General features: G+C 70.3%; 19 protein-coding genes. 11 read left to right on the top strand and 8 right to left on the bottom strand.

The annotated features are described in order from the left end of the window. Positions 1-43 precede the first annotated feature (43 nt). The gene (locus OHA03_RS02825; protein WP_267000361.1) at positions 44-655 is read right to left on the bottom strand and encodes a TIGR03086 family metal-binding protein; all 612 of its coding nucleotides are present in this window, start codon (positions 653-655) and stop codon (positions 44-46) included. 157 nt (positions 656-812) lie between these two features. On the opposite strand from OHA03_RS02825, the gene OHA03_RS02820 reads away from it, so the two are divergent. Then, positions 813-1,793 (top strand): fibronectin type III domain-containing protein, encoded by a 981-nt coding sequence (locus OHA03_RS02820; protein ID WP_267000359.1) that lies wholly within the window; start codon positions 813-815, stop codon positions 1,791-1,793. Positions 1,794-2,013: 220 nt separating this feature from the next. On the opposite strand, the gene aceB is transcribed toward OHA03_RS02820, so the two are convergent. Both aceB and OHA03_RS02810 read right to left on the bottom strand, forming a co-directional pair. Beyond that, positions 2,014-3,633 (bottom strand): malate synthase A, encoded by a 1,620-nt coding sequence (gene aceB, locus OHA03_RS02815; protein WP_267000357.1) that lies wholly within the window; start codon positions 3,631-3,633, stop codon positions 2,014-2,016. Positions 3,634-3,879: 246 nt separating this feature from the next. Continuing rightward, positions 3,880-4,449, bottom strand: coding sequence for an NTP transferase domain-containing protein (locus OHA03_RS02810; protein WP_267007911.1), 570 nt, complete (start codon positions 4,447-4,449; stop codon positions 3,880-3,882). A 305-nt stretch (positions 4,450-4,754) separates the two neighbouring features. Here OHA03_RS02810 and OHA03_RS02805 point away from each other — a divergent pair, with 305 nt between their 5' ends. Then, positions 4,755-5,057, top strand: coding sequence for a DUF5955 family protein (locus OHA03_RS02805; protein ID WP_267000354.1), 303 nt, complete (start codon positions 4,755-4,757; stop codon positions 5,055-5,057). An 87-nt stretch (positions 5,058-5,144) separates the two neighbouring features. On the opposite strand, the gene OHA03_RS02800 is transcribed toward OHA03_RS02805, so the two are convergent. Next, entirely contained in the window at positions 5,145-5,945 is an 801-nt protein-coding gene (locus OHA03_RS02800) for an IclR family transcriptional regulator (protein ID WP_267000352.1), read from the bottom strand. Positions 5,946-6,297: 352 nt separating this feature from the next. Here OHA03_RS02800 and allB point away from each other — a divergent pair, with 352 nt between their 5' ends. From allB to OHA03_RS02785, 3 genes are all read left to right on the top strand, one after another. Then, on the top strand, positions 6,298-7,641 hold the full coding sequence (allB, locus tag OHA03_RS02795) for an allantoinase AllB (RefSeq protein ID WP_267000350.1): 1,344 nt from the start codon (positions 6,298-6,300) through the stop codon (positions 7,639-7,641). A gap of 2 nt (positions 7,642-7,643) precedes the next feature. Further along, positions 7,644-8,774, top strand: a complete 1,131-nt coding sequence (gene alc, locus OHA03_RS02790; protein ID WP_267000348.1) for an allantoicase — start codon at positions 7,644-7,646, stop codon at positions 8,772-8,774. 106 nt (positions 8,775-8,880) lie between these two features. Next, on the top strand, positions 8,881-9,210 hold the full coding sequence (locus tag OHA03_RS02785) for a putative quinol monooxygenase (protein WP_267000346.1): 330 nt from the start codon (positions 8,881-8,883) through the stop codon (positions 9,208-9,210). A gap of 65 nt (positions 9,211-9,275) precedes the next feature. Here the strand turns inward: OHA03_RS02785 and OHA03_RS02780 are convergent, their stop codons facing one another. After that, positions 9,276-10,106, bottom strand: a complete 831-nt coding sequence (locus OHA03_RS02780; protein ID WP_267000345.1) for an aldo/keto reductase — start codon at positions 10,104-10,106, stop codon at positions 9,276-9,278. Between the two features lie 214 nt (positions 10,107-10,320). Here OHA03_RS02780 and OHA03_RS02775 point away from each other — a divergent pair, with 214 nt between their 5' ends. Continuing rightward, entirely contained in the window at positions 10,321-11,244 is a 924-nt protein-coding gene (locus OHA03_RS02775) for a DMT family transporter (RefSeq protein WP_267007910.1), read from the top strand. A gap of 5 nt (positions 11,245-11,249) precedes the next feature. Here OHA03_RS02775 and OHA03_RS02770 read toward each other — a convergent pair whose 3' ends face one another. After that, positions 11,250-11,453 carry a hypothetical protein gene (locus OHA03_RS02770; protein WP_267000344.1) on the bottom strand — a complete coding sequence of 68 codons (204 nt, stop codon included), beginning with the start codon at positions 11,451-11,453 and terminating at the stop codon, positions 11,250-11,252. Between the two features lie 873 nt (positions 11,454-12,326). Between OHA03_RS02770 and OHA03_RS02765 the strand changes: the two genes are divergently transcribed. After that, complete coding sequence (locus OHA03_RS02765) at positions 12,327-13,433, top strand: cytochrome P450 (protein ID WP_267007909.1); 1,107 nt, start codon at positions 12,327-12,329, stop codon at positions 13,431-13,433. Between the two features lie 16 nt (positions 13,434-13,449). Further along, entirely contained in the window at positions 13,450-13,866 is a 417-nt protein-coding gene (locus OHA03_RS02760; RefSeq protein WP_267000342.1) for a PaaI family thioesterase, read from the top strand. Between the two features lie 15 nt (positions 13,867-13,881). Here OHA03_RS02760 and OHA03_RS02755 read toward each other — a convergent pair whose 3' ends face one another. Beyond that, positions 13,882-14,886, bottom strand: a complete 1,005-nt coding sequence (locus OHA03_RS02755) for a Gfo/Idh/MocA family oxidoreductase (RefSeq protein WP_267000340.1) — start codon at positions 14,884-14,886, stop codon at positions 13,882-13,884. 369 nt (positions 14,887-15,255) lie between these two features. Here OHA03_RS02755 and OHA03_RS02750 point away from each other — a divergent pair, with 369 nt between their 5' ends. Further along, on the top strand, positions 15,256-16,380 hold the full coding sequence (locus OHA03_RS02750; RefSeq protein WP_267000338.1) for an N-acetylmuramoyl-L-alanine amidase: 1,125 nt from the start codon (positions 15,256-15,258) through the stop codon (positions 16,378-16,380). A 102-nt stretch (positions 16,381-16,482) separates the two neighbouring features. Here OHA03_RS02750 and OHA03_RS02745 read toward each other — a convergent pair whose 3' ends face one another. Further along, a complete protein-coding gene (locus OHA03_RS02745) occupies positions 16,483-16,902 on the bottom strand; it encodes a PPOX class F420-dependent oxidoreductase (protein ID WP_267000336.1) in 420 nt (139 codons plus the stop codon). A 220-nt stretch (positions 16,903-17,122) separates the two neighbouring features. On the opposite strand from OHA03_RS02745, the gene OHA03_RS02740 reads away from it, so the two are divergent. Further along, the gene (locus tag OHA03_RS02740) at positions 17,123-17,881 is read left to right on the top strand and encodes a GntR family transcriptional regulator (protein ID WP_267000334.1); all 759 of its coding nucleotides are present in this window, start codon (positions 17,123-17,125) and stop codon (positions 17,879-17,881) included. Between the two features lie 94 nt (positions 17,882-17,975). Further along, a complete protein-coding gene (locus tag OHA03_RS02735; protein WP_267000332.1) occupies positions 17,976-18,989 on the top strand; it encodes a sugar ABC transporter substrate-binding protein in 1,014 nt (337 codons plus the stop codon). Positions 18,990-19,166 lie beyond the last annotated feature (177 nt).

The raw sequence follows: 19,166 nt of genomic DNA, 5'->3' as shown, positions 1-19,166 counted from the left end.
CCGAGGGCGGGAGCGGGCCGTGAGCCGGCCGACGCCGGACGCGTCAGTCGCCCGGCTGCCAGTCCGGGCGCCGGCCGCTCATCCCGACCGCCCGGTCGACGAGGGGCGCGTCCGCCGCTACCGGGACCGGTGGCCCGAAGGGCTGTCCCAGCCGAGGGCTGTCGTCGTTCGGTGTCATCAGGGCCAGGGAGACCCGCAGGCTCGCCTCGTCCGCCTCGTACTTCTGGCCGGTCGACCGGGCCAGGTCCCAGCCGTGGATCACCAGCTCGTTCAGAGCGACCATCGCGGCCACCTCGCCCGGCAGATCCACGCCACCGGCCCTGGTCATTCCCTGCCGGGCGGCGGGGTCGCGCCAGGCGGCCACCAGCTCGTCCAGCAGGGGCGGCAGTGCCTCGCGCCAGCCTTCCGGCAGGACCGGAAGCGCGGCGTCCGGAGAGGTGTCGGTCGTCGGCCCGAGGTTCTTGCGGCCCGCGTCGCGGAAGGCCGTGGTCAGCCCGACCAGGTGGGCGAGCAGTTCCCGTACCGCATAGTCGGGGCAGGGTGTCGGGTCGGTCAGCGAGCGGTCCTCGATGCCGTCGAGCAGTCCGGCGATCTGCCGTGCCGCAGGTTCGAGATCGAGTGTGGGCGTCGTTCCGTTCTGTGTATCCATATCCATCAGACCGCCGTGGCGGTCCGAACTCATCGCTCTGCGCCGAACGTATCCGCAGCGCAGACCGGAATATTGCGGAAGGCACCGCTCCACACTCTTGTCCGGGACCCGACGGTCGTGGCATACAGGTCCAGACCATTGCTGCCGGACGGAAGGCAAAACCGTGCAACGCCCCCACGCACACGCCGCGTTGGCCACCTCCGCCGCCCTGCTCCTCGTTACGCTCACCGCTTGCGGCGACACCGCCGACGTCGCCGACACGCAGAAACCGACCGCCCCGGGCGGAGTGACTGCGCAGGCGAGCAGCGCCACCTCCGTCCACGTCATGTGGGACCCGGCCTCCGACAACAAGGCGATCACCGGTTACCAGGTGTACCGCAAGGGCACGCGGGTCGAGTCCGTCACGGCGGCCCGGCAGATGATCGACATCGACGGGCTGACCCCCTCCACCGCCTACACCTTCACCGTCCGGGCCCGGGACGCCGCCGGGAACCTCTCCGCGCCGAGCCAGGCCGTCGCCGTCACCACACCCGCGCCGACACCCGCCGACCACGAGCCGCCGACCCGCCCGGTCGGGCTGCGCGGCAAGGCGGACGGCAGCCGGGAGGCAACCCTGTCCTGGGGCGGCTCGACGGACGACGTGGGCGTCACCTCGTACGACATCTACCAGGAGGACTCCCGCATCCACAGCGTGCCCGGCACGCGGACCACGGCACGTCTGACCGGACTGCGCCCCGGCACCGTCTACACCTTCACGGTCCGGGCCCGGGACGCCGCCGACACGTCCTCGCCGGACAGCAACGCCCTTGACCTCACCACGCCCTCCGCCCCGGGCGCGCCGGCCGGTACCGCCCCCACCGATCTACGGATCACGACCAGTGCCCAGGGCAAGGAGTACGCGATCGACCTGGACTGGAAGCAGCCCGACACCGGAGGTGAGATCCCCGCGTACCAGCTCTTCCTCGACGGCCGGCTCACCACCACGATCGTGTGGGGCGGCAAGCCGCCGGCGGGCCGGGCGAACTACCGGCTCACCGTCGGTGACCCCCGCGGGACCAGCTACTCGATGAAGATCCGCGCCAAACTGCCGGACGGGAAGTGGGGCGACTTCTCCGCCCGGCGCACGGTCGTCCTCGGCGACTGACAGGAGATCGTGCCGACAGGCATGGCGTGCGGGGAGTCGCACCGTACCGGTCGGAGCTGCGCTCTGCGGTCGTCGCCGGGGCCGCGTTCCTGCGCGAGTACGCGGAGGCGTACCGGGCGGGGGAGCAGTTCCTGAGCACTCGGTGACGGGGCCGCACGCAACCGCGCCCCCGGTGCTGTGCGGTACCGGGGGCGCGAGGTGTTACGGGATCGGACCGGACTCAGACCAGTTGCTCGTACGCCGGCAGCGTCAGGAAGTCCGCGTAGTCCTGGTCCAGCGACACCTGGAGCAACAGGTCGTGGGCCTGCTGCCACTTGCCGGACGCGAACGCCTCCTCGCCGACCTCCGCCCGGATCGCGGCGAGTTCCTCGGCCGCGACCTTGCGGGCCAGGTCGGCCGTGGCGTGTGCGCCGTTCTCGAAGACCACGTCCGCGTTGATCCACTGCCAGATCTGCGAGCGGGAGATCTCCGCGGTGGCGGCGTCCTCCATCAGGTTGAAGATGGCGACCGCGCCCATACCGCGCAGCCACGCCTCGATGTAGCGGATGCCGACCGCAACGGCGTTGCGCAGGCCGTCGTACGTGGGCTTGGCGTCCAGGGTGTCGATCGCGATCAGGTCGCCCGCCGCCACGGAGACCTCCTCGCGCAGGCGGTCCTTCTGGTTCGGCTTCTCGCCGAGGACCGCGTCGAACGAGGCCATCGCGATCGGGACGAGGTCCGGGTGGGCGACCCAGGAGCCGTCGAAGCCGTCGCTCGCCTCGCGGTCCTTGTCCGCCTTGACCTTCTCGAAGGCGACCTTGTTGACCTCGGCGTCACGGCGAGACGGGATGAACGCCGCCATGCCGCCGATCGCGTGTGCGCCGCGCTTGTGGCAGGTGCGGACGAGGAGTTCGGTGTACGCGCGCATGAACGGAGCGGTCATCGTCACCGCGTTGCGGTCCGGCAGGACGAACTTCGAGCCGCCGTCGCGGAAGTTCTTGACGATGGAGAAGAGGTAGTCCCAGCGGCCCGCGTTCAGCCCGGAGGCATGGTCGCGGAGCTCGTAAAGGATTTCCTCCATCTCGTACGCGGCGGTGATCGTCTCGATCAGGACGGTCGCGCGGACGGTGCCCTGCGGGATGCCGACGTAGTCCTGGGCGAAGACGAAGATGTCGTTCCAGAGGCGGGCCTCCAGGTGCGACTCCGTCTTCGGGAGGTAGAAGTACGGGCCCTTGCCGAGGTCGATCAGACGCTGGGCGTTGTGGAAGAAGTAGAGCCCGAAGTCGACCAGCGCACCGGGCACCGGGGTGCCGTCGAGCTGGATGTGACGCTCATTCAGGTGCCAGCCGCGGGGACGGGTGACCACCGTGGCGAGTTCGTCGGCGGGCTTCAGCGCGTAGGACTTGCCCGACGTGGGGTCGGTGAAGTCGATGCGGCGCTCGTAGGCGTCGATCAGATTGAGCTGGCCGAGGATGACGTTCTCCCACGTGGGGGCGGACGCGTCCTCGAAGTCGGCGAGCCAGACCTTGGCGCCCGAGTTCAGGGCGTTGATGGTCATCTTGCGGTCGGTCGGACCGGTGATCTCCACCCGGCGGTCGTTAAGCGCGGCCGGGGCCGGCGCGACCTTCCAGGAGTCGTCCGCGCGGATCGCCGCCGTCTCGGGCAGGAAGTCCAGTGTGGAGGTGCGGGCGATCTCGGCGCGGCGCTCCCCGCGGCGGGCGAGCAGCTCGTCACGGCGGGGCGTGAACTGCCGGTGCAGCTCGGCCACGAACGCGAGGGCCGCGTCGGTCAGGACCTCATCCTGCCGGGGCAGGGGCTCGGCATCGACGATGGCCAGCGGGGACGGCGCTGGTGCGGACATGAGCTGTCACTCCTTCAGCGGGCGGTGCGGGCGGCGCCTCTACGGCCGCCGGGTCGCCAGAAATGGCACGGCGTGCCAGGGCTCCGGAATGTGGCCGTGGGCGCCGTCTGGGATACAGAGCGCTTCTGACCAGTGGATAGTAGTTTCCTCATAGTGGAAGTTCAATGGTTTGTTGATGTCGAGATTCTCCGGGTCGACAGAAGTGGGGCGGGGCTGGCGCAGCGTGCCAGTGCGCGCACAACCGGTTCATTCAAGGTGCGTCAGATCCTCCGCCGTGTCGATGTCGTACGCCTCCGCCACATCGGAACACTCGACGAGCGTGATCGCATCGCGGTGCGCCCGCAGGTACGTCCGGGCGCCCTGGTCGCCCACCGCGCCCGCCGCGACATCAGCCCACCGTTCGGCCCCGAACAGCACCGGATGGCCGCGTTCCCCGTCGTACGAGGCCGCCGCCAGGCTCAGCCGGGAGCGGTACGCCGACCGCACCCGTGCCACCGCCTGGGCACCGATGCCCGGCTGGTCCACGAGCAGAACGAGTGCCGCATCCGCTCCCGTGCCGGCGAGTGCGCCCAGACCCGCCCGCAGTGACGAACCCATGCCTTCCGGCCACTGCGCATTGACGGTCACCGTGCAGCCGGAGAGGTCGGCCCGTGCCCGTACCGTCTCCGCCGCGGCGCCGAGCACCACATGGACGGGGTCGCAGCCGCCGTTCCGCAGCGCGCGCAGCGCATGTTCGACGAGCGGCCGGCCGCGGTGTTCCAGCAGGGCTTTCGGCCGGCCGCCGAGGCGGCGGCCGCCGCCCGCGGCGAGCAGCAGACCGGCGATCACCGGCTGCTGTCCCCCGTCGGAGGGACAGGACGGTTGCGGAGCGCCGGAAGTGGACAGGGTGTGGGGTGTATGAGCCATGAGGCCCTGAATACCTCACCGCACCGGTGATTTCCTACCGGACCGGCCAGTACGCTGCGTCCCCCGGTGGTCACCCTGATTTCTGACCGTGGAGTGGCGCGCGGCACCCGTCATGGCGTTAACTTGCGCACACCCCCGGGCACTTGACCACGGCTCGGGACGTGGTCGAAACACCGGCACAAGGATGTGCGAGGGGGAGTGCTTTGTTGCGAAGCGTGGGGCAGACGCGGGTGACCAGCAGTGGCGAGGACCCAAGGGTGACGGAGTTGCGTACGGCGGTCTCCCGGCTCCGTCGTGAGCTGGCCGGGCATCCTGCGGAGTTCCCCGACCGGGGGATCGCCGAGGACGAGCTGGCCGCACTGGACGCCATGGCCGTCACCGGTGTGCCGGAGATCCGGCGACTGCGCCGCTCACTGCTGCTGATCGCGGGGGCGATCGGCTCGGTGAGCGCACTGACATCCGCACTCAGGGACGTACGTGTCGCCGTGGACCTCTTCGGCGAGCCGCCGCGCCGCTGACGGGACGCAAGGGGGCGTCGGTCGCCCGCGAACACGACAGTGCCCGCCGGGTCCCTGCCCGGTGGGCACAGTCACGTCCGAGCTGCCTCAGCCGGTGGGGCCGCTGCTGGCCAGCGCCTGCGACAGCTCCTTCGCGACCTGCTGCAGGATCGGCACGATCCGCTCCGTCGCCGCCTCCGTGACCCGTCCAGCCGGGCCCGAGATGGAGATCGCGGCCGAGGTGGGGGAGTTCGGTACGGAGACCGCCAGGCAGCGGACCCCTATCTCCTGCTCGTTGTCGTCCACCGCGTATCCCGCGCGGCGGACCTGGTCCAGCGCGTCCAGGAAGCCGTCCGGGGTGGTGATCGTCTTCTCGGTGGCGGCCGGCATTCCGGTGCGGGCCAGCAGTGCCCGTACCTCGTCCGGCGGGGTGTGCGCGAGGAGCGCCTTGCCCACCCCCGTGGAGTGGGGGAGGACCCGCCGGCCCACCTCGGTGAACATCCGCATCGAGTGCTTCGACGGCACCTGTGCGACGTACACGACCTCGTCGCCGTCGAGCAGCGCCATGTTCGCGGTCTCGCCGGTCTCCTCGACCAGTCGCGCCAGATACGGTCGGGCCCAGGTCCCGAGCAGCCTGGACGCGGACTCGCCGAGCCGGATCAGGCGCGGGCCGAGGGCATAGCGCCGGTTGGGCTGCTGGCGCACGTAGCCGCAGACGACCAGCGTGCGCATCAGCCGGTGAATGGTGGGCAGCGGGAGTCCGCTGCTCGCGGAGAGTTCGCTCAGCCCGACCTCGCCCCCGGCGTCGGCCATCCGCTCCAGCAGATCGAAAGCGCGCTCAAGTGACTGCACGCCGCCGCTGGAACCGGCGGGCTTGGAGTCGGATGTGCTGGCGTGGGACGGCGGCACGTCAACGGTCCTTTCGAGGCGGAAGGGCAAGGCAGCAGCCTACCGGGAGGTTCCCGATCGGCCCACTGCTCCGGCACGGCGTCCTGGCCGGTCAGGGCCTGTTTGTCCGGGTGTCCGCGATCCACGGGACGGTTCTGCGAAGCCGTACCTGGCCCATGCTACGTTCCGCTCTCCGAAATTGCCCTTTTACTTCGTGGAAATCTCCAGTCGCCCATGTGAGTGGTCGGCTTGCCGACCGGCGGGGAAGGTGGGGTCTTGACGGGCTGGAATCCCAGGTGAAGACTCCTTCAACAGTTCGTTGAATTTCTTCGGCGCCCTCAGGCCGCCGAGAGGCCGGAAGTGAGGAGCACGGGTGTCCGGTGCGGACGTGAACCTGGTACTGCGCTCGACGCGCGTCGTCACCCCCGAGGGGACGCGCCCTGCAGCGGTGGCGGTCGCCGGCGGGACGATCGACGCCGTCCTGGCGTACGACACCGAGGTGCCGGCCGGGGCCCGGCTGGAGGACTTCGGCGACGACGTCCTGCTGCCCGGCCTCGTCGACACCCATGTCCATGTGAACGACCCCGGCCGCACCGAGTGGGAAGGCTTCTGGACCGCCACCCGCGCAGCCGCGGCGGGCGGCATCACGACCCTGCTCGACATGCCGCTCAATTCCCTCCCGCCGACCACCACCGTCGACCATCTGCGGATCAAGCGGCAGGTCGCGGCCACCAAGGCGCACGTCGACACCGGCTTCTGGGGCGGTGCCGTCCCGGCCAACGTCAAGGATCTGCGGCCGCTGTACGAGGCCGGCGTCTTCGGCTTCAAGTGCTTCCTGTCGCCCTCCGGGGTCGAGGAGTTCCCCGAGCTCGACCAGGAGCAGCTGGCCCGCTCCATGGCCGAGATCGCCGGCTTCGGCGGGCTGCTGATCGTGCACGCCGAGGACCCGCGCCATCTGGCGGCCGCGCCGCAGCGCAGCGGACCCGCGTACGCCGACTTCCTGGCCTCCCGGCCGCGTGACGCCGAGAACACCGCCATCGAGGGCCTCATCGCCCACGCCAGGCGCTTGAACGCGCGCGTCCATGTCCTGCATCTGTCGTCCGGCGACGCGCTGCCGCTCATCGCGGCCGCCAAGCGCGACGGCGTGCGGGTGACCGTCGAGTCCTGCCCGCACTTCCTCACTCTCACCGCCGAGGAAGTCCCGGATGGTGCAACAGAGTTCAAGTGCTGTCCGCCGATCCGTGAAGCCGCCAACCAGGACGCGCTCTGGGACGGGCTCGCCGACGGCACGATCGACTGCATCGTCTCCGACCACTCGCCCTGCACCACCGACCTCAAGACGCCGGACTTCGCCTCCGCCTGGGGCGGCATCTCCTCCCTCCAGCTCGGCCTGCCCGCCATCTGGACCGAGGCGCGCCGGCGCGGCCACTCGCTCGACGACGTGGCGCGCTGGATGTCCGCCGCCCCTGCCACGCTGGCCGGGCTGACCCGCAAGGGCGCCATCGAGGCCGGCCGGGACGCCGACTTCGCGGTCCTCGCCCCCGACGAGACCTTCACCGTCGACCCGGCCGAGCTGTTCCACCGCAACCAGGTCACCGCCTACGCGGGACGGACCCTGCACGGCGTGGTGAAGTCGACCTGGCTGCGCGGCCGGCGGATCGCGGCGACCGGCGTCCTCACCGAACCCACCGGCCGCCTGCTCGAAAGGAACCACTGACCATGACGGCGACAGCGCACTTCACCGGCGACGCCGACCCGTACGGCGGCGGCGACCCGTACGCCGACTACCGCACCGCCGACTTCCCCTTCACCCATCTCGTCGACCTCGCCGACCGGCGGCTCGGCGCGGGCGTGATCGCCGCCAACGACGAGTTCTTCGCCGAGCGCGAGAACCTGCTGAAGCCCGGGCCCGCCGAGTTCGACCCGGAGCACTTCGGGCACAAGGGCAAGATCATGGACGGCTGGGAGACGCGCCGCCGCCGTGGCGTCAGCGCCGCGCAGCCGCACCCCACGGACGAGGACCACGACTGGGCGCTGGTGCGGCTCGGCGCGCCCGGCCTCGTACGCGGCATCGTCGTCGACACCGCCCACTTCCGCGGCAACTACCCGCAGGCCGTCTCCGTCGAGGCGGCCTCCGTCCCCGGCTCCCCGTCGCCCGAGGAGCTCCTCGCGCCGGACGTGAAGTGGACAACGCTCGTACCCCGCACTGCCGTTGGCGGCCACGCGGCCAACGGGTTCGCGATCGACGTCGAACAGCGCGTCACCCATCTGCGGGTCAACCAGCACCCCGACGGCGGGATCGCCCGTCTCCGCGTTTACGGAGAGGTCGTCCCGGACCCCGCCTGGCTGGCCGCCCTGTCCACCTTCGACCTCGTGGCGCTGGAGAACGGCGGTCAGGTCGAGGACGCCTCCGACCGCTTCTACTCCCCGGCCACCAACACGATCCAGCCCGGCCGCTCCCGGCAGATGGACGACGGCTGGGAGACGCGCCGTCGGCGCGACAAGGGCAACGACTGGATCCGCTACCGACTCGCCGAGCAGTCGGAGATCCGGGCCGTCGAGATCGACACCGCGTACCTCAAGGGCAACTCGGCCGGCTGGGCGAGCCTTTCGGTGCGGGACGGGGAGAGCGGCGACGGGAACGGCGGGGACTGGGTCGAGCTCCTGCCCCGGACCCGGCTGCAGCCCGACACGAACCACCGCTTCGTCCTGCCGGAGGCCGTACGGGCCACCCACGTCCGGATCGACATCTACCCGGACGGCGGCATCTCGCGGCTGCGGCTGTTCGGATCACTGACGGCGGAGGGCGCGACGCGACTGGGCGTCCGCCACCGCGAGCTGGGCGGCTGACGAGGACGGGTGACTCCGGCTCCTTCCTGGTGTGCCCGATGCGTTCCGATCCAGGGCCTATGGGACTCTGGGCGGATCGCAGGTCCCGAGCAGGAGTCGAGTCGCCATGATCTTCATCGCCGTCAAGTTCACCGTCCGCAGCACCGAGCGTGACAACTGGCTTCCGGCCGTCGAGCCCTTCACCCTCGCCACTCGTCAGGAACCGGGCAATCTGTTCTTCGAGTGGTCGTACAGCGTCGAGAATCCGGACCAGTTCGTGCTCCTGGAGGCCTTCGCGTCCCCGGAAGCGGGTGAGGCGCATGTGAAGTCCGAGCACTTCGCGGCGGCGATGGAAGGGATGGCGGACCTCGTCGCCCGGACCCCGGAGATCATCAACGTCGAGGTCCCGGGCGACGGTTGGTCCCTGATGGCGGAGCTCACGCCCCGCGGTGAGTGACCCGGGAACCGCGAGGTCCGGCGTGAGATCCCACGGGTGAACCCCGGCCGGTGAGTCGCCGCCGGTCAGAACTCCTCGTGGGACTCCGGGTCTCCGCCGAACCGCCGCCGCGGACCCGCGGAGATCCGGGCCAGTTCGTCCGCCGTCAGCTCGAAGCCGAACAGATCCAGATTCTCGCGCTGCCGCCCCGGATCGGCGGACTTCGGGATCGGCACCGCACCGAGCTGGGTGTGCCAGCGCAGCACGGCCTGACCGGGTGTCACACCGTGCGCCTCGGCGACGGCGACGATCTCCGGGTCCGCCAGCAGCCGGTGTCCGCGGCCCAGCGGGCTCCAGCTCTCGGTGACGATGCCCTTCGCCTCGTGCACGGCCCGCAGCTCCTCCTGCGGGAAGCGCGGATGCATCTCGATCTGGTTGACGGCGGGCAGCACCCCGGTCTCCTGCTCCAGCCGCTCGACATGGGCCGCGGTGAAGTTGGAGACACCGATCGACCGCACCAGACCGTCCTTGCGGAGCTGGATCATGGCTTTCCAGGTGTCGACGTACAGATCGACCCGGGGCAGCGGCCAGTGGATGAGATACAGGTCCACGTAGTCGAGCCCGAGATTGCGCCGGGACTCCTCGAACGACGCCAGCGTCTTCTCGTATCCGTGGTGCCGGCCCGGGACCTTGGTGGTGACGAAGACGTCCTCGCGCGGCACACCGCTGCGGGCGATCCCGCGGCCGGTGCCGGTCTCGTTGCGGTAGTTGAGCGCGGTGTCGACGAGCCGGAACCCGAGGCCCAGCGCCCCGGCGACGGCCTGCTCGGCCGCGTCGTCGTCCATCGGCCAGGTGCCGAGCCCGACGGCGGGAATGGTGCGACCGTCGTTGAGGGGGCGAGCCGGGGTCTCGATCATGATCTCCCTTTACGTTCGGAAACCTTCCTGGCCAGGGTAGGACGGACAGCGGTGGTCCACCCTTCCGGACGGCCACCGGCGGGAACCGGCGGCCTCGCCCGGCCGGTGAGACAGGTGTTCCCGCAGCCGGGGCCCGCCCGGTACCGTGATCGTTCCGCGTGTGAGCCGGTGAGGTCTCCACATCGTTCCCGCTGTGGAGAATCAGGAGAACCAGGTGTCCGCTGTCGCCCTGCCCGCCCTCGCACCGCCGCGCCGGGCCTGGCTCACCGATCTGCCGGTGCTGCTCGTCGCCGTCGTCTGGGGCGCCAGCTATCTCGCTGCCAAGGGCATCACCACGACGTCCACCGTCGTCGCGGTGCTCGTCCTGCGCTTCGTCATCGTGCTGCCCGTCCTCGCCGTCGCCGGGTGGCGCAGGCTGCGGGCGCTCAGCGCGGCGCAGTGGCGCGGCGCGGGTCTGCTGGGACTGGTCCTCAGCGGGATCTTCCTGGTGGAGACCTACGGCGTCGTGCACACCTCGGCGACCAACGCCGGGCTCATCATCAGTCTCACCATGATCTTCACGCCGCTCGCCGAGGCCGCGGTGACCAGGGTCCGGCCGCCCAGAGCGTTCCTCGCCGCCGCCGCACTGTCCGTCGCCGGTGTCGTGCTGCTGACCCAGGGCGGCGGTTTCACCAGTCCGTCGGTGGGCGATCTGCTGATGCTGGTGGCCGCGCTGGCCCGTACTCTCCATGTGCTGCTGATGGCCCGCATCAAGTCCGTCCAGGCGGCGGACTCGCTGTCGCTGACCACCGTGCAGCTCGGCAGCGCGGTCGCCGTCTTCGCCGTGCTCGCCGCCGTTCCCGGCACCGGGGCGTCGCCCTGGACGGTGGCCGCGGGGTTCGGCGTCCGTGAGTGGGGCGGGCTGCTGTTCCTCTCCGTCTTCTGCACGCTGTTCGCCTTCTTCGTGCAGATGTGGTCGGTACGCCGCACCTCGCCGTCCCGGGTCAGTCTGCTGCTCGGTACGGAACCGCTGTGGGCAGCCGCCGCGGGCATCGCGATCGGCGGTGAACGGCTCTCCGCCCTCGGCGTACTGGGCGCGGTGCTCGTCCTCGCCGGAACCGGCTGGGGCCGCCGCGCGGTGACCCCCACGACTCCTTGAGCCGACTACTCCTTGAGCCGGTCCGCTGCCACCATGACAGCGGCGCCCGTCATCACCAGCACGATGTTGACGAACAGCGCGTACCCACCGAGGAACTCCATTCTCCGCACCACCGCCCAGAGCCGGAACCAGCCCGTCCATTCGTGGAGCAGCCCGGCGACGCCCTGGATGAAGACGATGAAGCCGACCGACTCGCAGAGTTTCTTCATCCCGTGAGCCTCGCGCGTACGGTCCCACCGCCGCGTCGGCCGCCGGTCTGCCCCGCTGCGACTTAAGTCTCCGGTCCGGTGCTACCGAAGTCTCCGGTCCGGCGACTTCGGTGGCCTCCCGCTCCCGTACGGCCGGTACCAGCCCGCCACCTGAGTAGTTTTGTCGATATGACGCGCACGGAGTACCGTTCCTGGGCAGTGAGCAGGAGTGAGTCCCGACTCACTGGCACGCCCCGAACGGTGTTGGGCGCACTGGTCCTCCGCTTTCGCGTGCTGGTCGGCGACGCATATCCCGTATGCGGTCCGTCCCAGGCGGGCGGAATCCCTACGACCTGGCCATATGGGTGTGGCAAGAGGCGACGGGGAGGCCCCGAACCATCTCGCTGGTGACACGGGGCCCCGACCGCTGACGCCACACCCGGCGTCCCAGATCGCACCGAATACGCTACGCACACCCCGCCAGACACACCCACCGATCGTCACACCGTTCACTCAATCGTGCCCATGTTCGCCAAATGAGGTGCTGGCCCAGCAGTTGTGAACCCCTGGCTGCTCCCCTCGGCGATGGCCGATCCCGAGCTGCCCGGTGATCAGGGCCGCAGAGCGCGCCGCACGGTACGGGACTGGGTCGTCGACATCACGGCCTTCCTCTGCGCAGCGGCGATATCAACAACCGCGTTCAGATTGCGCTGTTGGTGCACGACGCGGGTCTGCTCGACGAGGAGGGCGACTCCACCGGCGACGTAGGGTGATGGGGGTCGATCCGAGCAGATCGACGAACCGGCCGGGAGGGGGCGGACCGTGTCCGCAGTGGACGTCGATCTTCGCGGGATCCAGGACTTCACCGCGAATCCGTATCCGTACTACGCGAAGATGCGCGCCGAGGGACCGGTGCACACCATCCGTACCGACGATTTCGAGCGGGTCTGGCTGATCGTCGGTTACGAGGAGGGCCGCGCGGCCCTCGCCGACCAGCGGCTCGGCAAGGACTGGCGGACGACGCCGTACGCGACGGGCACGGGCGATCCGATCAACGCCAACATGCTGGAGATGGACGCGCCGCACCACACCCGGCTGCGCAAGCTCGTCGCCCGCGAGTTCACCGCCCGCAGGATCGAGTCGCTGCGGCCGCGGGTCCAGCAGATCACCGGCGAACTTCTCGACGCGATGGTGCCCGCCGGGCAAGGAGACCTCGTCGACGCGCTCGCCTTCCCGCTGCCCATGACGGTCATCTGCGAGCTGATCGGTGTGCCGGACCTGGACCGCAACGAGTTCCGCCGGCTGTCGAACGGCATCGTCGCCCCGAAGACAGCGCAGGAGGAGGGCGAGGCGGTCCGCTCGATGGGCGCCTATCTGGTCGAGCTCATCGAGGACAAGCGGTGCTCGCCCGGCGACGACCTGCTGAGTGCGCTGATCCGGGCGCGCGACGAGGAGGGCGACGGACTGTCGTCCGACGAACTCGTCGGGATGGCCTTCCTGCTGCTCGTCGCCGGTCATGAGACCACGGTCAATCTGATCTCCAACGGGGTACGCGCACTGCTCGCCCACCCCGATCAACTGGCCGCACTCCGCGCCGATTTCGGCTTGATCGACGGTGCGGTCGAGGAGATGCTCCGGTACGACGGGCCGGTGGAGACCGCCACCTTCCGCTTCACCCGTGAACCGGTCAGGATCGGCTCCCGGGTCATTCCGGCCGGCGAAGCGGTCCTGATCGCCCTGGCCGGAGCCGACCGCGACCCCGCCCGCTATCCGGAACCGGACCGCTTCGACATCCGCCGCGACACCCAGGGGCATCTGGCGTTCGGACACGGTATCCACTTCTGCATGGGGGCTCCGCTGGCCCGTATGGAGGGCCGGATCGCGATCCGCGCGCTGCTGGAGCGGTGCCCGGATCTCGAACTCGCCCCGGACACCGGGGAGCTCGACTGGCTGCCGGGGATGCTGATCCGGGGGGTGCGACGGCTGCCGGTGCGCTGGTGAGGTAGGAAAGCGTGTCATGACCGGACTTGATTTGCAGATGGCACAGAAGGTCCTCGACAGCCAGCCTTTCAGCCGGCTCGTCGGGGCACGGATCACCGCTTTCGGGGATGGTGCGGCCGCCCTCGAAGTGGACATCCGTCCGGAACTCCAGCAGCAGAACGGCTTTGTGCACGGCGGGGTGCTGTCCTACGCCGCCGACAACTCGATCACGTTCGCCGCCGGGACGACCCTCGGACCGGCCGTACTCACCGGCGGCTTCTCGATCCAGTACATCCGGCCCGCCACCGGCCGCACGCTGATCGCCCGGGCCATCGTCGTCCACTCCGGCCGCCGCCAAGCCGTCGTCCGCTGTGATCTGTTCGCCGCGGCGGACGACGGCATGGAAACCCTGTGTGCGGTCGCCCAGGGGACCGTGCTCTCCGCCCGAAACTGAAGGGGCAGTTCCACCTCAGTCGGCCGGGATCTCCGCCACTGCCACCGGCCGGTGCTCGCGCCGGGACAGCTCGCACGCCTCCGCGATCCGCAGTGCGTGCAGAGCTTCCCGGCCGTCGCACGGGTTGGCCGCCTCGCCCCGCACCACCCGTACGAACGCGTCCAGTTCCGCCTCGTACGCCGGGGCGAACCGCTCCAGGAAGCCCGGCCAGGGCTTGGCCGGGGCGGCGGGGCCCTGTGGCTCCACCGACGTCAGCGGGGTGCGCTCGTCGAGACCGACCGCGATCTGGCCGAGCTCGCCCGCCAGCTCCATCCGTACGTCGTACCCGGCGCCGTTGCACCGGGTCGCCGTCGCCGTGGCCAGCGTGGCGTCGTCGAGGGTCAGCAGGGCCGCCGCCGTGTCGACATCGCCCGCCGCACGGAACATCGCGGGCCCGGCATCCGATCCGGTGGCGTACACCTCCACCACCTCACGGCCCGTCACCCATCGCAGGATGTCGAAGTCGTGGACCAGACAGTCCCGGAACAGACCGCCGGAGTGCGGCAGATACGCGGCGGGCGGCGGCGCCGGATCGGAGGTCACCGCCCGCACGGTGTGCAGCCTGCCCAGTGCCCCGCCCCGCACGGCGGTGCGCGCCGCAGCGTACCCGGCGTCGAACCGGCGCATGAAGCCCAGCTGGAGCACGCTCCCGGCCCGCTCGACCTCGCGCAGTGCGCTCAGCGTCCCCGCAGGGTCCAGCGCGATCGGCTTCTCGCAGAACGTGGGCAGCCCCGCACGCGCGGCCGTCCCGATCAGCTCCGCGTGCGCCGACGTGGCCGAGGCGATCACGACGGCGTCCACCCCCGCGCGCAGCACTTCGGCCACGGATCCGGCTGCTGCAGCGCCCGTCCGAGCGGCGACCGCTGCCGCCCTTGCCCCGTCGGTGTCCGTCACCACCAGCGTGTCCACCGCGGGGTGGCGGGCCAGCACACCCGCATGGAAGGAACCGATCCGGCCGGTGCCGATGAGTCCGATACGCATGCACCCAACGTGCCGCCCACCGGCTGCGCTGTCAACTATATGTCCTGACAAACGAGAGCGTGTTCGGTGCCTCGGAGGGGAAGGGCTCCCGAGCCCCGTCTCTGACGGCTCGTCGTTCAGTGCCCGGCCCTCCGGCGACGTGATCATGCCCAGGTGATCTGACAGGCCGTCAAATCGTCGTGAATGCCGTGGGTTCGGAAGGGGAGGGGTGCGGCGGCCGGCGACTTGCTCCCATTCGCCCCGTCCTGCCCCCGCGGGGCTCGTAACGATCTTCGGAAAGACTGGTTTTGCGTGTGTGGGCCACATAATCTCCCGTTGCCGTCGGCAGCCGGAAGAGGCCGCCGTGACCCCTGGGGGGACTGCATGTCCATGCGCGAGCACGAAGTCGACCGCCGTACGCTGTTCAGATTCGGCCTCGGAGGAGCGGTCGCCGCGGTCGTCGGCACCGAACTGGCGCTCCCCGCCGCGGCCCAGGCGGCGCCCTCGGCGGAATTCCCCTGGATCATCGACTGCGACAGCTGGGGCGCCAGGCCGCCGGCCGGCACCATCCAGATCACCGGCAACACCACCAACAAGATCATCCTGCACCACATGGCGTTCCCGAACGTCACCGACTACTCGCGCGAGCACGCCGTCCAGCTGGCCAAGGACTGCCAGGACCTGCACATGGACACCAACGGCTGGGCGGACACCGGCCAGCACTTCACCGTGAGCCGGGGCGGCTACGTCCTGGAGGGCCGTCACCGGAGCCTGGAGACCCTGGAAGCCGGGGAGCACCAGGTGACCGCCGCTCACTGTCCCGGCGAGAACGGCAATGCGATCGGGATCGAGAACGAGGGCACCTACATCACGGAGACCCCTCCCGAGGCCCTCCTCGACGCGCTGGTCGACCTGTGCATCGTCGTGTGCCGCAAGTTCGACCTGAACGCCTGGGACATTTTCGGCCACTGGGACTTCCGCGAAACCGACTGCCCGGGCATTGCCTTCTACGCACAGTTCCCGATGGTCCGCTCGCGCGTCCTGAAGTCGCTGGGCACGCCGGCCGGCGCGATACCGGAGCGCCGGTGGCCGGACATCTGGCGGTTCGTCGGCGGCCCCGTCGTCAAGGTGGCGCAGTACCTGCTCGCCGACCTCGGGTACGAACTGGCCGCCGACGGCGTCTTCGGCCAGGACATGAACCCGGTCGTGAACGACTTCCAGGCGAGGAACGGCATACCGGTCGACCCGGACTGCACCTTCGACCGTGCCACCTGGGAGGCACTCGTACCCACCCTCGGCAAGCACGCCACCGGCCTGCCCGTCGTGGCCCTTCAGGAGATGCTCGTCCGCAAGGGATACGCCGATGCCGCACCGACGGGCACGTACGACCACGCGACCATGAGAGCCGTCCAGGGCCTTCAGCGACTGCACGGCCTGGTTCCCGACGGCAAGGTCGGGACGAGCACGTGGTGCGCCGTCGTCGGCGGCTCGGTACGGCAGGCGTTCCGGGTCTGAACCGGTCCGCGGCAGCCGACCGGCACGCGTGCGAAGGCCCGCGGGCCTTCGCTTCCCGCCGCGGCCGGCCGGCCGCGGCGGGGCCGGTGCCCCGGCAGTTGGTCAGCCCGGTTGGCTGTTGTCCTTGAGGGTGCCCCAGCCGTGCCAGCGGTCGATCTCGATCCAGGCGCTCACCCGGTCGCGGTCCCGCATGGGGTAGTCGTTGCCCATGTACTGGCGGGCCAGCTTGTCGATGTCGGCGAGGCCCTCGTCCGGGCGTGTCTCGGCGACGTGGCCGATGACGCTGATGTGCGTGTACCAGCCCGCCTCGTCCAGCACGGTGAGAGTGACGCGCGGGTCGTGGCGGATGTGGTCCAGCCGCTTGCGACCCTCGTCCATGTTCACCAGGATCCGGCCGTCGTCCCAGAGGTACCAGGTCGGGGTGGACACCGGCTGGCCGTCCGGGCGGAGCGTGGTGATGACGGCCGGGTTCGCCTTCTTCAGCATGGCCACGGCTTCGTCCGGCAACGGTGGCTTGGACATCTGCTCTCCCTCACGTCGACGCGTCGTACGGCACCGGTGGCGCGCCCCCTGAGCACCCCACCCGCAGACTACGATCACCCCGCTCAGGTCGCCCGCCGACCCGCCCGCGACCGGGTGGCCCCGGGCCTGTCGCATCTCCCGGGCAGCGGGTTGTCAGGACAACCGGACAACGGGACGACCTGACTACCGGTGGTCCTGACATGAGGGCTACGCTCCTGCCGTGCCCAAACCCGTCGCCGACCCCGCCGCCCTCGAACTCGGTGTGGACCGCAGCAGCCCGGTCCCGCTCTACTACCAGCTGTCCCAGCAGCTGGAGGCGGCCATCGAGCAGGGCCGGCTCGCCCCCGGCAGTCTTCTCGGCAACGAGATCGAGCTCGCGGCCCGGCTCGGCCTGTCGCGGCCCACCGTCCGCCAGGCCATTCAGTCGCTCGTCGACAAGGGCCTGATGGTCCGTCGCCGCGGGGTGGGCACCCAGGTCGTCCACAGCCAGGTCAAGCGGCCCCTCGAACTGAGCAGCCTGTACGACGATCTGGAGGCGGCCGGCCAGCGCCCCGCCACCCGGGTCCTGGGCAACCGGATCGAGCCCGCCACTGCCAGGATCGCCGCCGCCCTCGGTGTCCCGGAAGGCACCGACGTCCACCTCGTGGAGCGGCTGCGGTCCGCGCACGACGAACCGATGGCCCTGCTGCGCAACCACGTGCCGGCCGGCCTGGTCGACCTGGGCACCGAACGTCTGGAAGCCACCGGTCTCTACCGGATCATGCGGGCCGCCGGTATCACCCTGCACAGCGCGCGCCAGAGCGTCGGGGCCCGCCTCGCCACGGCCGAGGAAGCCGCCCAGCTCGCCGAGCCCGAGGGCGCGCCGCTGCTGACGATGGAGCGCACCACGTACGACGACACGGGGCGGGCGGTCGAATTCGCCTCCCATGTCTACCGGGCCTCGCGCTACGCCTTCGACTTCCAGCTCCTCGTACGCTGACGAGCGCTCCGGCGGCCCCGTTGACGACGCCGACGCACCCCGCTAGAACTCCCCAAGCCGCACTCGGGCGGCCGGGAGAGAAGGCGGACCCACCATGCGTACCCCTCGCAGGACAGCAACCCTGATCGCCATATGCACCATCGGCCTCGCGCTCACCGCCTTAACCGGATGCAGCAGCTCCGGCGGCAAGAGCTCGGAGGACAAGTCCGGGAGCGGCGGCGGGCAGGGCGTCAAGGGCGTCTCCACACCGCGGATGAAGATCGCCATGGTCACGCACGCGGGGGAGGGCGACACCTTCTGGGACATCGTCCGCAGCGGTGCGAAGCAGGCCGCGGCCAAGGACAACGTCGAGTTCCTGTACTCCGCCGACAAGGAGGGCAAGGAGCAGGCCCAGCTCGTCCAGGCCGCCATCGACCAGAAGGTCGACGGCATCGTCGTCACGCTCGCCAAACCGGAAGCCGTCAAGGAGGTCGTCGCCAAGGCGGTGAAGGCCGGCATCCCCGTCGTCACGATCAACTCGGGCGCGCAGTTCTCCGCGGAGGTCGGCGCGCTCGGCCACATCGGGCAGGACGAGAAGGTCGCCGGCGAGGCCGTCGGCGAGGAACTCAACAAGCGCGGCCGCAAGAAGGCCGTCTGCGTCATCCACGAACAGGGCAACGTGTCGCTCGAGGAGCGGTGCGCCGGAGTGAAGAAGACGTTCAAGGGCGCGGTCGAGAACCTCAACGTCGAGGGCACCAACATGCCCGCCTCCACCTCCTCCATCGAGGCGAAGCTCCAGGCCGACCACGGCATCGACACGATCGTCACCCTCGGCGCGCCGTTCGCCGCCGCATCCGTCAAGGCCAAGGAGGGCTCCGACTCCAAGGCCGAGGTCGACACATTCGATCTGAACGCCGAGGTCGTCAAACGCCTCAAGGCCGCGGAGGTCGGCTTCGCCGTCGACCAGCAGCCGTACCTCCAGGGCTATCTCGCCGTCGACGAACTGTGGCTCAACAAGACCAACGGCAATGTCATCGGCGGCGGCAAACCGGTGCTCACCGGCCCGGCGATCGTCACCGCCGACGACGTCCCGCAGCTGGAGGAGTACACCGCGCGCGGCACCCGATGACCGCCGCACGCACCACCGCGCACACCCCCTTCCGACACACACGTCCCGCCCCTGCCGGGCGGCGCCGACCCGGGCTCGGGGATACTTGGCCAGCCGGACCGGGAGGCAATACCCCCAGACGGCACCAAGCGGTACAGCGAGCAGCACAAGAAGGGCACGGCGTCGTGGCAAGGGTTC

This window comes from Streptomyces sp. NBC_00154 (assembly GCF_026342835.1).
Classification (GTDB): Bacteria; Actinomycetota; Actinomycetes; order Streptomycetales; family Streptomycetaceae; genus Streptomyces.
The sequence above is the reverse complement of the archived record's forward strand: the minus strand, read 5'-3'. Positions and strand labels throughout refer to the sequence as shown.

Coding starts and splice junctions, on each gene's coding strand:
- OHA03_RS02825 (WP_267000361.1), bottom strand. CDS start 655: ATGGATATGGATACACAGAACGGAACGACGCCCACACTCGATCTCGAA.
- aceB (WP_267000357.1), bottom strand. CDS start 3,633: ATGTCCGCACCAGCGCCGTCCCCGCTGGCCATCGTCGATGCCGAGCCC.
- alc (WP_267000348.1), top strand. CDS start 7,644: ATGACGGCGACAGCGCACTTCACCGGCGACGCCGACCCGTACGGCGGC.
- OHA03_RS02785 (WP_267000346.1), top strand. CDS start 8,881: ATGATCTTCATCGCCGTCAAGTTCACCGTCCGCAGCACCGAGCGTGAC.
- OHA03_RS02780 (WP_267000345.1), bottom strand. CDS start 10,106: ATGATCGAGACCCCGGCTCGCCCCCTCAACGACGGTCGCACCATTCCC.
- OHA03_RS02770 (WP_267000344.1), bottom strand. CDS start 11,453: ATGAAGAAACTCTGCGAGTCGGTCGGCTTCATCGTCTTCATCCAGGGC.
- OHA03_RS02765 (WP_267007909.1), top strand. CDS start 12,327: ATGCGCGCCGAGGGACCGGTGCACACCATCCGTACCGACGATTTCGAG.
- OHA03_RS02760 (WP_267000342.1), top strand. CDS start 13,450: ATGACCGGACTTGATTTGCAGATGGCACAGAAGGTCCTCGACAGCCAG.
- OHA03_RS02755 (WP_267000340.1), bottom strand. CDS start 14,886: ATGCGTATCGGACTCATCGGCACCGGCCGGATCGGTTCCTTCCATGCG.
- OHA03_RS02750 (WP_267000338.1), top strand. CDS start 15,256: ATGCGCGAGCACGAAGTCGACCGCCGTACGCTGTTCAGATTCGGCCTC.
- OHA03_RS02745 (WP_267000336.1), bottom strand. CDS start 16,902: ATGTCCAAGCCACCGTTGCCGGACGAAGCCGTGGCCATGCTGAAGAAG.
- OHA03_RS02735 (WP_267000332.1), top strand. CDS start 17,976: ATGCGTACCCCTCGCAGGACAGCAACCCTGATCGCCATATGCACCATC.